10 protein-coding genes are annotated in these 14495 nt (G+C 45.2%); 1 reads left to right on the top strand and 9 read right to left on the bottom strand.

Annotated elements, in window-relative coordinates; all coding sequences use genetic code 11:
* Positions 1-678: 678 nt before the first annotated feature.
* On the top strand, positions 679-942 hold the full coding sequence (locus LAY57_RS03935) for a con-10 family general stress protein (protein WP_249064997.1): 264 nt from the start codon (positions 679-681) through the stop codon (positions 940-942).
* 224 nt (positions 943-1166) lie between these two features.
* On the opposite strand, the gene LAY57_RS03930 is transcribed toward LAY57_RS03935, so the two are convergent.
* The 9 genes from LAY57_RS03930 to LAY57_RS03890 all read right to left on the bottom strand — a co-directional run bounded on the left by LAY57_RS03930 (position 1167) and on the right by LAY57_RS03890 (position 14257).
* Positions 1167-3101, bottom strand: a complete 1935-nt coding sequence (locus LAY57_RS03930) for an ATP-binding protein (RefSeq protein ID WP_249064996.1) — start codon at positions 3099-3101, stop codon at positions 1167-1169.
* A 473-nt stretch (positions 3102-3574) separates the two neighbouring features.
* Positions 3575-4126: an ArsB/NhaD family transporter gene (locus LAY57_RS03925; RefSeq protein ID WP_249064995.1), complete on the bottom strand. Its 552-nt coding sequence runs from the start codon at positions 4124-4126 to the stop codon at positions 3575-3577.
* A 179-nt stretch (positions 4127-4305) separates the two neighbouring features.
* Entirely contained in the window at positions 4306-4482 is a 177-nt protein-coding gene (locus LAY57_RS03920) for a hypothetical protein (RefSeq protein ID WP_249064994.1), read from the bottom strand.
* Between the two features lie 9 nt (positions 4483-4491).
* Complete coding sequence (locus LAY57_RS03915; RefSeq protein WP_249065100.1) at positions 4492-6279, bottom strand: COR domain-containing protein; 1788 nt, start codon at positions 6277-6279, stop codon at positions 4492-4494.
* 47 nt (positions 6280-6326) lie between these two features.
* On the bottom strand, positions 6327-7682 hold the full coding sequence (locus LAY57_RS03910) for a leucine-rich repeat domain-containing protein (protein ID WP_249064993.1): 1356 nt from the start codon (positions 7680-7682) through the stop codon (positions 6327-6329).
* A 180-nt stretch (positions 7683-7862) separates the two neighbouring features.
* Positions 7863-8588 (bottom strand): Uma2 family endonuclease, encoded by a 726-nt coding sequence (locus LAY57_RS03905; RefSeq protein ID WP_249064992.1) that lies wholly within the window; start codon positions 8586-8588, stop codon positions 7863-7865.
* Between the two features lie 889 nt (positions 8589-9477).
* A complete protein-coding gene (locus tag LAY57_RS03900) occupies positions 9478-10215 on the bottom strand; it encodes a Uma2 family endonuclease (protein ID WP_249064991.1) in 738 nt (245 codons plus the stop codon).
* A gap of 613 nt (positions 10216-10828) precedes the next feature.
* Positions 10829-11107, bottom strand: coding sequence for a hypothetical protein (locus tag LAY57_RS03895; RefSeq protein ID WP_249064990.1), 279 nt, complete (start codon positions 11105-11107; stop codon positions 10829-10831).
* 6 nt (positions 11108-11113) lie between these two features.
* On the bottom strand, positions 11114-14257 hold the full coding sequence (locus tag LAY57_RS03890; protein WP_249064989.1) for an MFS transporter: 3144 nt from the start codon (positions 14255-14257) through the stop codon (positions 11114-11116).
* Between the last annotated feature and the right edge of the window lie 238 nt (positions 14258-14495).

Below are 14495 nucleotides of genomic sequence, written 5' to 3'. Positions count from 1 at the left end.
GATCGATGGCAGAAAAGCTTCTCTCCTGCAACCTTACACCCCTGCACCCCTGCCTCAATGCGTAAGTCCTCTCAAAAAAAGTTGTATCTTTATAGCTAGTTTATACTTTATTTATTTTAATATTTATTTTTTTATTTAGCAATATTTATTAATAAAAGTTATAGCACTGATGATGTTTTAGCTTATATATTGTCGATCTACATACTGTTTTTGCAGGCAACGGCTTTTTAGGAGGACGAGCATTAGTATTATAGCAAAGTTCTGAGTGCAACGGAAGCCGTGCTGAATGGAAACATAGTCCCGGCCTTGCTTTGAGCATTCAAGATAATTGTAATATATTTAACCGTAGTTATGGATAAATTTGCGTAAAAACACTTAGGACAAAACCAGGCTCAGCGCTTACGCAACGCTTCTCAAAGAAACCCGGTTTCTGTTAGGATTGGGGTTGGTTTGCGGCGCTATATGCCAATCTAATTCCATCGGGTGCTTTCCTTACAGCACTGACAGGGCGAAACAGACAAATTCCAAGAAGGTGAAATTATTGGAAAATCCGGCGCTTCTAGGCTTCTTCTGCTCTTTTAGAACGCCTTCTTTCCACAGACAGAAGATTAAGCAAACTTAGTAGGTTTAGCTTGTAGGAGCATAGTAAAAAAAGCTGGCCACACAAGGAGAAATATCATGGCAGAGAAAAGCAAGCGTGGATTTGCTTCTATGGACAAAGAGAAGCAACGGGAAATCGCTAGTAAGGGAGGACAAGCGGCACACCAAAAGGGAACCGCCCACGAGTTCACGCCTGAAGAGGCTAGAGAAGCTGGTCGCAAGGGCGGTCAAACGGTGAGCAAAGATCGGGAACACATGGCTGAAATTGGTCGTGAAGGCGGTAAGCACAGCCACAAAAACGATCGAACCGATTCGAGTGCCCTGGAGTCGAATCCAGAGTAGCACGGGAGTGGGTGAGAAAAATTTCTTGCAGGAATCAGGCTAAATGGTAGATCTATTCTGCATTTCGGTTGATTGATCGCAAACGTTTTGGTGACTAAGTTCCCGATCGAATCTTTGACGGGTGAGATGTTGATGAGACAACCCCGGTGTAACAAACGGGGTTATTTTTTCCAGATAGATTGTCTTGACAAACACAGGCTAACTTTTGCCCGATTCCCGATGCCCTATGCTCCATGAATCGGAATTTCGATCGTAAATTCTGTACCTTGCCCCGGCGTGGAAGTACATTCTAATTTCCCTCCGTGTTTTTCTTCGACAATCTGACAACTGATAGACAAACCAAGACCAGTGCCTTTGCCAGCTGGTTTCGTTGTAAAGAAGGGTTCAAACATATTTCTGCGGGTTTCCTCAGTCATCCCAGGCCCGTTGTCGGCAATATGTATTCTTACGAAATCATCTACAACTTCTGTACTAATCCAAATTGTAGGAATTGGGAATTGGTTATTTTTCCCTGTACCCATTTCCAGAGCATCAATTGCATTGCTAAGCAGATTCATAAATACTTGGTTGACTTGTCCTAAATAGCACTTGACTGGAGGCAGTTTGCCGTACTCTTTAATTATCTGAATTTCGGGATGTCCTGCCGTCCCTTTGATGCGATGGTGCAAGATTAGCAGAGTGCTATCAATTCCCTGATGAATGTCAATTGGCTTCATCTGCTTTTCATCCATACGGGAGAAGTTTCGCAGCGACAAAATAATTTCGCGAATGCGCTCCGATCCTTGGTGCATTGCAGACATGATTTTGGGCAAATCTTCTCTGAGGAACTCTAGATCCATCGCTTCCGCTTCATCTTCAATTTCCTCATGGGGTTCGGGATAGTGCTTAGCATAAAGCTTGAGGAGATTCAGTAAATCTTCTATATATTGATTGGCGTGAGGAAGGTTGCTATAAATGCAGGTGACGGGATTGTTAATTTCGTGGGCAACGCCAGCAACCAACTGCCCCAAACTGGACATTTTTTCGGTCTGAATTAGTTGAGCTTGAGTTTTTTGGAGTGCGTGTAAAGCTTGTTCGAGTTCATCTGCTTGTTTTCGCGATCGCGTTTCCGATTCCCGCAAAGCTTCTTCTGAGAGTTTGCGCTGGGTGATATCTTCCGCAGTACCTTCGTAATGAACTAGAGTACCGTCGGCGTCTCGGACGGCGCGGGCATTTTCGGAAATCCAGATAATGCTGCCGTCTTTGCGATAAATCTGAGACTCAAATTTGGATACGGATTCGTATTCTTCGATCGTAGCAATAAACTGGGCCCGCCGGTTGGGGTCAACATAAAGTTGCCGTGCGATGTCAGTGAAACTCTGTATCAGTTCCTCCGGCGAGTCATAGCCATAGAGATCTGCGAGCGCTATATTAACGTTGAGGTAGCGCCCGTCGGGAGTTGATTGGAAGATGCCATCCACGGCATTTTCAAAAATACTGCGATATTTGGCTTCAGCTTGCTGGAGTGCCTCTGTTACCGAGTCATGAATTTCCGATTGAGCTAAGAGTAACTGATGGATGTCCAACATTTTGTAGACTCCTAGCTCGTTTTGCACGACGATCGGTTCGTAGAGCAAATCTGGCGATCGCTGCAAAGACTGCCTAGCTGCGGCCACAATGGAAGTATCGCTGGGCAACATTAAAATTTCTGCCATAACAAAGCGATACAGCGCCAGAACAGGTCGTTTTGAAAATAAATCCCAGCCAAAAGGACGGCTCATTTGCTCAAAAAAACGCCGTCGCGAAATCATCCCAGCAAACTTACCCCGATCGGTGATGATGATGCCAGGAAGCAAAGAGTTGCCTTTCAAAAGCTTGGCTGCTTCCTCTGCGGGACTGTTAAACTCAATGCTTTGGGAGTAAAAAGTTAATTCTTGCAGTGTAGAATTCAAACTGCGTCTCGGTTTGCTACCTTCTTGCTTGCCAGACGCCTGACAAATAGACATTATAGTTTCACGCTGTACTTCCTCTATTCGCACTTGCTGAGGAATTGTTTTTTCTGATTTTCGGTAGGTAGGTGCCAGATTTATCGTGCGCGTATTTAGGTTCTCCTGCACTTCTTCTGGTTGCTCCATCCAGTTTTCAGCGTTTATTAACCCGCATTCATGCAGCAGTTCCATAGCACATCCGAGAAATTACTGATTTATAAAACCTAGTATGATATTTTTTCAAGAGCCTTTGAGTGATGCCAATCTCTAGTATCTTGTGATGTAGTTCGTTACCAAATTGTGATCTAAGTCAGTGTTTTCCGCGATCCTACTTGGCAGATTCTGTGATATATAGCTAGGGGCTAGGGGCAAGAAAAGTCAGTAGGGGCGGGTTTTGTAAAATATTCTGTTGGTAATGAGATGTGTGAGATCGCACCCGCCCGTACAAAAGTCACTCATTCAAAAGTAAAGAAGGGATTGGGGAAGAGGAGCTAGGGGAAGAGGGGCTAGAATCAAGGGCTTCGCCGTGATAGCTCAGCCGAAGGGTTTCAGCAATTAAGAACGCCCTAACTGACTTTCATTGATTGCTATCTAAATCGCACAACTAGACAAGAGGCAAAAAAAAGAACAGATATTCTTTTCTTTTTTTTACTTTTGACTTTTCTTCAGGCAAGTACCCAAGGTAACCACAGCACCAAGCTCAGGAGTGTTACAAAAAGAACAGGTAGGGTAAGAATAAAGCTGATGCGAAGATACTGGCTCCAGCGGATACGTATACCCTTACGATCGAGAACGTGCAGCCACAACAGGGTAGAGAGGCTACCAGTGGGCGTTATCTTGGCCCCAATATCGCAGCCGATCGCATTGGCGTACACCATTGCTTGTTGAATATGAGGGTGAATACCGGCGGCGTCTTGAATTGCGATCGCATTAATCAACACTGTAGGCAGATTGTTCATCACGGCAGATAGTAAAGTTGCCAGAAACCCCATGCCTAGAGCAGCTAGGGAGAATCCTCTGTGCGACAATTGCTCTAAACTGTGACTCAGAATAGCAGTTAAACCCGCATTCCGCAGTCCGGTGACAACCAGATTCCCCAAACTGAACACAACCACCTGCCAAGGCGCTGACCGCAGAATCTTGCCGATGGGAATCACCGCGTTGGTTTGGCGATCGAACCAGCGTCCCGCTAAAGCCAGCAGTCCCAAAGCACCCAAACCAGCAATTTAAGGAAACTGGCACTCCCAGAGGTTCGGCGAGGAAGTAACCGCACAAAAGCAACCCTAAAACGATAAAGCTGCAACGAAAGACGAGGCTAGAGCGATCGGTGCAGCACTAATATCTGCCGGTATTGTGAGCAAAACCATCTTTTTGTCGGGTTTATGACTTTAATCGCCTACAATTGTTCTGGATCGATCCCTTTTTCTCGCAACAGTGCTATTAAAGCTTGATATCGCTGTCTTTCTGCTTCCAGTTGTGCGATCGCATGGTGCGTTTGATGTTTAACCTTCTTAGGTATGTAGTTGGGCTTTAGCCCTCTTAAGCCAGGTTTAATAAGAGGGCTAAAGCCCAACTACATACCTTACTCATCCTCAGATTTACTACTAGGATTTAAAACTTTACCTAAAACATTACCAATTAACGGTAATTGCCCGATCGCCATTTTCATTAACTCTAAAAAAGTCTCATCTTTTACCCGTTCATCCTGCTTAAGTTGTAATGCACCAATGATGGGAACGAATAAAATACCACCTATCACCACAACACAGAAAGCGGGGAATGCTAATTGATTTCCTAAAAAGCCGATTCCTGCTACTACAACCACAAAAACGAAGAGATAAAATGAGCCATTCGCCCACGCACTTTTAACTTTAATCGGTTTGTTTTGATTTTCTTCCATCGCACCTAATCCTTGATTTATTTGAACTTGTGAATTATGGATATGATAATTAATATTTGGTTCCCGTTCTGTCTGTTTTTGGATAAACTTGTCTCTCCCAATTGTATCATCAATCAAATTCAGAACGTTAACTTCGTTATAGGGTGGTTTGTCACATTCAATATTTGGTTTGTTGTTCGCTAGGCGTTGGCGTAATTTCTCAAAATCGTAAAAATGAGGAGTTTGGCTATCTTTACAGGCGGAACAATTACAGGGAATCATCTTTTTGACTTTCAATCGTTCGTAACTACGATGAATTTCGTCTAATTTATCGGCAATTACTTCTAAAAATCCGCGTTTGTTTGTTCCAGATAAGCGAATCTTAATTTCGCGCCTGTCGTAAGTTTCGATAAGTTCAGCGAAGGTATTATCCCGTTTTAAAATTACGCCACTGCGCCAGACTTTCGGTTCGTCAATATAGTGGTGCATTTCTACAATGAAGCGGGTTAAAATGCCTTTGGGCATAAAGTCATATTCATAACGCAGAAATAAATTATCGCTGGGATTCCATTCGTATTGGCGTGGATTGGAATCTAATAATTGGGGAGCAATATAAACACCTCTTCTGTTATTCAGGGGATAGCAGAGTTTGAATTTCATCATCAACTCTAATAATTCACCCTGCATATTGTTGTATTCGGAATCTTGCCAAATTTGGCTGAGATCCCGATCCGTAAATTGCCCTAAATTTCGCTTGACAGTATTGCTATCGAGGACTTTATAAACCGCATCGGTTCCCCAGTTGGGTTGAAGAATTATCGTTTTATATAATAAGGATTTTTTGTCGTCTTGGAAGTGGAGAATTATACCCAAGTCGTGTAAAAATTGGCTGAGGATTAAGTGTCCATCCCCAGGGTTTTCCCGACTTACTGTAACCCCATTATTATAGCAGATATGCAAATATTCATCGAGTGTAATATAATTGCGATTATCCTGTTCTAAGATAGCGCGGATTTTTGTCCAAGTCTTGGGGAATTTATTGCCAATGTGGGGAAGTTGGCTGATATGATACTTAATCGATTTGATAATATTTTCTACTTCCTCTGTTCCTCGCTGAGTACCAAGATTAGTAGCAAAGCTAGCTTTGAAATTATCAAACCTTCCCCGCAGTTGGGTTTCATCAATTTGGACGGGCCGATCGTTAATTTCGTTTTTAATAATTATGAGGGGACTACTATCGCTAAATAGTTCTACCACATTTAACCAATAGTCGAGATGGGGGTGTTCTTTTCGACTATCGGCTACTAAGAGATAGAGGGAACGTTTGGTGAGGAAAAATTGGTGGGTGGCGTGGTAAATTTCCTGTCCGCCAAAGTCCCAAATATTTACGCGAAAATCTGAGCCATTTTCGAGGGGAAAATGCCATTGTTGCACGTCAACGCCTTGGGTTGATTCATCTGGTTTTGGTAAGGGAGAATTAGGATTTTGGATTTTTCTGGCGAGGGTGGTTTTTCCCGCTCCTCCTTCGCCAATTACGATTAATTTGGCTTCGTAGAGGGTGTCTTCTCCTGCTTGCGACGGAAGTATTCGCGCATAGCTTCAATACCTTGTTCGGCAATTTCAAGTGGGGGGTCTTCGAGGGGGTTATTACTTAAATAAAGTTTGGATAAATTGATAAGACGGGCGATCGCTTCTGGTACGCTTGTCAGTTGGTTATTACTTAAATAAAGTTCCGATAAATTGGTGAGACGGGCGATCGCTTCTGGTACGCTCGTTAGTTGGTTGTTACCTAAAGAAAGTTTGAATAAATTGGTGAGACGGGCAATCGCTTCTGGTACGCTCGTTAGTTGGTTGCCACTTAAATCAAGTAGGGATAAATTGGTGAGACGGGCGATCGCTTCTGGTACGCTCGTTAGTTGGTTGCCACTTAAACCAAGTAGGGATAAATTGGTGAGACAGGCGATCGCTTCTGGTACGCTCGTTAGTTGATTGTTACTTAAAAAAAGTTTGGATAAATTGGTGAGATAGGCGATCGCTTCTGGTACGCTCGTTAGTTGGTTATCACGTAAATTAAGTACGGATAAACGGGTGAGATGGGCGATGGCTTCTGGCACGCTTGTTAGTTGGTTGTCACTTAAATTAAGTACGGATAAATTGCTGAGATGGGTGATAGCTTCTGGTACGCTCGTTAGTTGGTTGTTACGTAAATTAAGTAGGGATAAATTGCTGAGACAGGCAATCGCTTCTGGTACGCTCGTTAGTTGGTTGCCACTTAAATCAAGTAGGGATAAATTGGTGAGACGGGCGATCGCTTCTGGTACGCTCGTTAGTTGGTTGTTACTTAAATTAAGTACGGATAACTTGGAGAGACGGGTGATAGCTTCTGGTACGCTTATTAGTTGGTTGTAACTTAAATCAAGTTTGGATAAATTGGTGAGACGGGTGATAACTTCTGGTAGGCTTGTTAGTTGGTTGCCATGTAAAGAAAGTTCTGATAAATTGGAGAGACGGATGATAGCTTCTGGTACGCTTGTTAGTTTGTTGTACCTTAAATTAAGTACGGATAAATTGGTGAGACGGGTGATAGTTTCTGGTACGCTCGTTAGTTTGCTGAAACTTAAATTAAGTACGGATAAATTGGTGAGGCGGGTGATACTTTCTGGTAGGCTTGTTAGTTTGTTGTCACTTAAATCAAGTTCTGATAAATTGGTGAGATGGGTGATAGTTTCTGGTACGCTTGTTAGTTTGTTGCAATGTAAATTCAACTTTTCTAACCACTCAAACTCAAACACCTCGGTCGGAATTTCGGTTAATGAATTACCCATCAAAGTTAATACAGTGAGGCGTTCTTCCTTAACCTGTTGAATTCTTTGGCGAACTTTGTCACTAATCATTTTTCAGTTACCAGTTACTAAATATCTTTAAATAGCAGTTGTAGCGTGCGTCAGACATCAGATTTTTACACTCATCACAAAAGTTAACCCACTGACCCACTCTCCTTAATTTCATCTTCACTACGAACATTTTTTTATCGCACGGCATCTTATGTCATGTCCGTTATCCAATAATTTTAATTATGCCGTACAGCTACCGCTTAATTTCTTAACAAACGCAGCGCATTCGGGAGATTGCAACCCAGCTTGTAAAACAGTCAATACCTGCTGCATATCTCCTGCCAATAATTCGGCAACTGCTAACCACAAACCTGGAAAAACTTGACTTCGCAAAATTCCATCCCTATCGGCTGATAACTCCACATATTCCCCCTCATCTAAATAGAACCAACTCAATTTGCGATCCAAAACCTGCCAAACAATATATTCTTTAACACCATTCCGGCGATAGGCTTGTTTTTTAGCATGAAGGTCAATTGCGACACTGCTGGCAGCAATTTCCACGATTAATTCTGTAGCACCTTCGATATAATCGTCATCAGTGAGCCTTGCTTGACCGCCTGCTTCTGGTGTGACGAGAAGAACTGCATCTGGTTGAAGTTCGTTATCCAAGTCTAGCCGCACAGTAGGCTCAACACCCAATCCCAATTTCGGCGTTATGGCTGCATAAGTTCCCAGGCAACCGATAATATAACCATGAGGTTGACTGTGGCTGCAAAAACCGACAGTGCCACCAATATAGACAATTCCTTCGATTAATTCAGCTTTTTTCAAGTTGGGTATGGCGTTGTAGCGGCGATGGAATTCATCGCGTGTCAGCTTGTCGCCATTTACGAGAGGGGGAATTGTGGGATGCTGGGTGGGAGTTTTCACGATGACGATTCTACCTGGGATTAGGTTATACATATCATACCGAAAGAGAAATCTGGTTTCTTTTTACCTTTTCCTTACTAACGCAAGTTGCTAGTTATCTAGTTGAGACTCTTATTAGGTACGTTGTTGCGCTTTAGCGCTCTTATCCCAGTTGTATAGCTAGGGACTAGGGGCTTTCTTGCTAGGGACTAGGGAAGAGGGAAGAGGAAAAAGCTTGACGAAGTAAGGGATTATGGACTTCATGTAACAGTTGGAGTTGGCTTAATCGCCCTGGCGGTTGCTATATCTGCCAAATTTGTTGTAGGGGCGGGTTTTGCGATCATTCTTGTGGGTTAGCCATAAATTATCTGCCAAATTTGTTGTAGGGGCGAAGCCCGCCCCTACCTTTCGCGCTATGAAGAAAATTCATTTTATTCAGGACTTACGCAGGGACGCTAAATATGGTGGATGGTGCGTTACGCTATCGCTAACACACCCTACAGATAGAGGCTTTGCGTAAGTCCTGTTATTGTAACTCACGCAGCTGCAAGTCGCTGTAAGAGCGCTAAAGCGCAACTACGTACCTGGGTAAGAGCGCTAAAGCGCAACTACGTACCTGGAACATAAAAAAGCCTCTCGTTTTTGTGATTAGAGAGGCTTGCATCTGAGGTTAGCGGAGAAATCTGTTACATTTTATGTGGCTACAGCGAGCTATGGCAGAAGTAAGCGCTGTACCAAAGAGCCACCAAGCTGCTGTTTCTGCTGCTTTGGGAGTTTCTTAAGCTTTAGAGGAATTGAAAGAAGCTTGGGAATTGGTGAAAGAAGATTATCAAGAAAAGGGCAAATAAATTCCCATTGCACCTGCGCGTAAAAAAATATATTCTGCTTGATAAGGCGATTGAGCTAGAAACCCAGTTTCTGTCGAATTTCTATCATCAATCGCCTACAATTGTTCTGGGTCAATCCCCTTTTCTCGTAACAGCGCTATTAAAGCTTGATATCGCTGTCTCTCCTCTTCCAGTTGTGCGATCGCATCCTCAGCGCGTTGTCGTTCTTCCTCAGCGCGTTGTCGTTCTTCCTCAGCGCGTTGGCGTTCCTGTTCCCTCAATCCATCGAGTTCAACAGAGGTAAGAAATCGCTGTCCATCGGGACGGTAAATTTCTAGAGTATCAGATGTAAGTTCAAATTTTATCCCCAATCGCGGACTGATCCAACCATTGATATCCTCAATCTCTTCTAATCGATTTTCAGAACGTATCAAACCAGTCAATTCCACTTCTTCCGGGTCGTAAATATAATATTCTTCGACTCCGTGACGTTGATAAAACAGAAGTTTTCTTGACATCTCTTTAACTGTGTTACCAGGAGATAAAATTTCAAACACTACCTGGGGAGTGATGTTATCTTCTTGCCATTGTCTGTAGGAACCCCGTTTTCCTTTTGGTCTGCCAAAAACAACCATTGCATCAGGTGCTTGGCGAATTTTGTTATTTTCTTCGATGGGATACCAAAGCAGATCGCCTGCAACAAATACATCTGGGTTATTGGCAAATAAGATTTCTAGGTTTTCTTTGATAATAACAATCCATCGAAATTGTTCGGTGTTGTCTGACATTGGTTGACCGTCGCTGTCGGGGTAGATGACTGCTGGTTTGGTTTCAGTTGGTAGTTGTTGGATCATATAGCTAATTTTAATCTTATTTTTATTTTAGTGGATAAGGGAAAGGGCGATCGCTTTCTTGGGTACGTTGTTGCGATGCCGCGCTCTTATCCCAGTTGTAATACAGCGGCTTGCGAGTGGGTAGGTACTGGTAAATTGTAGGGGTGGGTTTTGCCCGGATTCTTGTGGGTTAGCCACAAATTATCTGCCAAATTTGTTGTAAGGGCGGGTTTTGTGATGATTCTTGTGGGTTAGCCACAAATTATTTGCCAAACCCGCCCCTACGCTATGAAGAAAATCATTTTATTGTAGCTCACGCGGCTGCCGCTGTAAGAGCGCTAAAGCGCAACAACGTACCTGGGTAAGAGCGCTAGGCTCTTCCGTACTTACTATGCTATTTGAGTAGAGGGGGAGAGTGGGAGAGTGGGAGAGTGGGAGAGTGGGGGAGTGGGAGAGGGGGAGAGTGGGAGAGGAGAAAAGAAATAAAAATGTTCTTAGGTGAACAAAAGCATAGCAACTCCGAAAGAGCCGAGCGCTTTAGCGCAACAACGTACCTGGAACATAAAAAAAAAGCCTCTCGTTTTTGTGATTAGAGAGGCTTGCATCTGAGGTTAGCGGAGAAATCTGTTACATTTTATGGGGTGTGGTCATAAGTGGTTGGTTGAAACGAAAAGCTTTTCTTCTGGGCTTTGTCTCCCTTGTCTCCCTTGTCTCCCTTGTCTCCCTTGTCTCCCTTGTCTCCCTTGTCTCCCTTGTCCTCCTTGTCCCCCTTGTCTCCCTTGTCTCCCTTGTCTCCCTTGTGTCCCTTGTCTCCCTTGTCCTCCTTGTCTCCCTTGTCTCCCTTGTGTCCCTTGTCTCCCTTGTCTCCCTTGTCCTCCTTGTCCCCTACATCACCAACGGGTTTTGACCACACCCAATTTTACGTGGCTACAGCGATCGCACCAGCAAGTGCTGAAGCTATGGCAGAAGTAAGCGCTGTACCAAAGAGCCACCAAGCTGCTATTTCTGCTGCTTTGCGAGTTTCTTCGGCTTGTTTGGTTGCTTGTCGCTTCACATCTTCCATGCGTCGTTGCGCTTCCTGCTGGATGCGTTCTGCACGTTGCAGTACAGTATTGCGTGCGACTTCAATTTGGTCGATCAGTCGGTTGGCGTCAGCTTCTGAGATGTCTTCGCGGGAACTGATAATCGCCACAAGGGTGTCGCGGTTGAATTGACCGAGGCGATATCGGAGGGAATCAAACCCAGCTTGCGGGTCATCAAACAACTGGCGGACATCGCGCTTGATGCCATCGTAGTTAAGTTCGGGCCGATCGAGCGAGTTGAGGTAGTTGCGGATTTGGGCAAAAATGCCGTCTACAGCATCTTGGATACCGCGCTGGATGCTCCGCACTTGCTCGACGAACTGGTCGCGGACGGCGAGGACTCGATCTACAGTCTGAGCGGCTTCTTCTTCAGAAATATCTGAGCGCTGGGATAGCAGTGATATTAATGTATCGCGGTCTATGCGAGAAAGGCGATCGCCCAAACTCTCCATGCCCGTGCGGGGGTCATTCAGCACGAGAGACAAATCGCGCTTAATGCCTTCTGGATTGAGAGCGTCCTTGCCAGTGTTACGCAGATAATCTTCCAAAGTAGTTTGGAAATCCCGCACAGTAGCTTGAGTCCTTTGAGCAAAACGGCGAGGCGCTTTCACGATGCTGCGAATCGTATCTTGCACCTGATCGATAACTTGATTAACTTGCTCCTCACTCAAGTCTTTGCGTTGACTGAGCAGTTTCACCAGGGTGTCCCGATCGACTTGAGACAGCCGACCGCGTATCGCCAATGCGCCTTCTTTGGGGTTATCGAAAAGTCTAACCAAATCCCGCTTGATGCCTTCGGGATTCAGTTCTTCCTTGCCTGTGTTACGCAGGTAATCGGTAATAGCGGTTGTAGCTCGATCGTACTGTTCCTTAGTTTTATCCACCACAGCTTGCGGTGCATGGACAACGTTAGTCCAAGCGCTTTGGACTTGATCGATGACTTGATTGACTTGTTCCTCGTTCAGGTCTTGGCGCTGACTGAGCAGTTTAACCAGCGTATCGCGATCGAAGCGAGACAGCCGCGAGCGAATCAGGTGCATTCCCGCCGTGGGGTTATCCAGCAGGGTGCTGATATCCCGCTTGATGCCTTCGGGATTGAGTTCTTGCTTGCCAGTGTTACGCAAGTAAGACTCTAAATTCAACCACAGCGCTTCTACTTCAGCTTTAGCTCGGTCTTGGAGTCCTTTAGCTTCGGTGAGGATACGATCGCGGTTTTCTTCCAGATTGCCAACTATTCTATCTGCTTCCTCCGCAGTGATGTCTTGACGCTGACTGAGGAGTTGCACCAAGGTGTTGCGGTCAAATTGGGAGATGCGATCGCGCAATTCTTCATATCCAGTATCTGCATCTGACAACAGAGCTTTGAAATCGCCCTTAATGCTTTCTGGATTCAGGTCTTCTTTTCTCGTGTCGCGCAGGTAATTTTCTACTCGCGTGCGAAGATCCTGCGATTTTTCTTCCTTCTCCCTATATTGAACCGCGTTTAAAACATCCAGCCGAATTTCTTCTAGTTGGTCGGCAATTTCGTTGATTTTATCTTGGGTAAGGAGACCCCGCGACTGAAGCAAATCTGCGAAATACGATCGCTTTAGTTGCTCCAACTGTCGGCTAACAGTTACCGGGTCTGCTTCGGGGTCGTAGATTACCTGTTTGAATTCTTGCTTAATCGTTTCCCGGTTCAAGTGCCAGGGATAAGTATTCAGCAGATAATTTTCCACATCCAGCCGAATGGTATTGGGAGTACCCGGTAACGCTGGTATTTTATCGGACACCTGAGCCGTGAGTTTATCTGTTCCAGATGCCAGTTGCTCTCTAAACTGTTGCAGCCGATTCAGGATACTGTGAACATCGAGATCCGAAAGATCGGCTCTTCCCATAACTACGCCCGTAATTGCGGTCATAGCCATCTGCCGTGCTTGATCCATCAAACCGGGAGTTTTCTCTGTTTGATCTTGAGTTACCTGACGCGACGAGCGCATTTCTGCAATCAGCTGGTCGAGTTTAGTATTTAACTCAGGCGACTTCAATTCCTTGGCTTGTGCAGACTTGAGATAGTTGAGCAATTCGCCCATCACGTCGCCCTGCGGCCCCTTGCTGGTGACTTGCTTCCAGGCGTCTTCCAGCTGGTCTGCGATCCGATTTACATCGCGTTTGGAGATATTGGTGTTGCTGCTCACCAAGTCCAAAAATGTCTGACGATTGATGTTGCGGAGGTTATCGGGTGCGATCGCTTTGAGTTCGGAGTTATTCAGCAGCTTTTCAAATTCCCGGCGTACCCCTTGCACATCTAACTCTGGCGGACGCAGGCTCTCCAAATAATCCTCAAGAGTTTCCCGCATACTCGTAGGATCGATCGCCGAACCGAGTTGCCGACCCACTGCGGCGGCAGCAGCTTCGGCAGTGGCAACCACCTGACTGTTAACAGCTTTAGCGCCCAAAGCGGCGGTTGCCGTTCCCAAAATTGCTTGAAAGCCGGAAGTTGCCGTGTTTACTACCGAACCGATCAGGGAACCCACCGTCGTGGAACTTACCCAAACCAATAGGGAGAAATACGCCCCCCAGATCACCAAACCCAGAATAGCACCCAAACCCATATCTACAGGGCTTAGGAGGCTGAGATTCACTGCTAGAAAGCAGGCACCGAATAAGGCTATAGTGACGGTGACTAGAGTCCAAAGCCCGACTGCCAAGCCAATTTTACGAATCGTGCCACCGAAGCTACCGCTCTCATCATCGTCATTATCATCATTCCCGCTGTGTCCGAAGTATTTCATAGCGGCAGCTACGGAAAGGTTGGTTAACAGCAGTTGGAAGGCAAAAGCCAGCACTACCCCAGCAATCAAGACCACAAAAAATTGTGGCCCCGAAAAGAGCCCTGCTGCCTGTGCTGGCGTGGTAACGGTGCGATCGTCTGGAGGAACCTGGGCTAGAGAGAATGGCAGGCTGTACCATCCCAACATTTCTCCGGCAATATGAAACATAGTATTTTCCTCATCCCTTCTTATTTGCCAGCCGAGATAAAGATTATGCGCGTATAAATTCTATATTTCGGCAAAACTAACGTCCTATGGCTTAGAATCGCCGGATCTGAAACTCTTTAGCATCCCTCCTAAGTCTGAAATCCATATCTGACGCTGGATAGGGAGGATGGGGGGCGCGATCGCTCTACAGCCTGCTCTCGTCAGGCTTTGTTTGTGTAGCCCCAGCATGAGAGGCTGC

It is taken from the genome of Argonema antarcticum A004/B2, from assembly GCF_023333585.1.
In the GTDB taxonomy this organism is placed as follows: Bacteria; Cyanobacteriota; Cyanobacteriia; order Cyanobacteriales; family Aerosakkonemataceae; genus Argonema; species Argonema antarcticum.
This window is presented reverse-complemented; position numbering and strand designations above follow the sequence as displayed.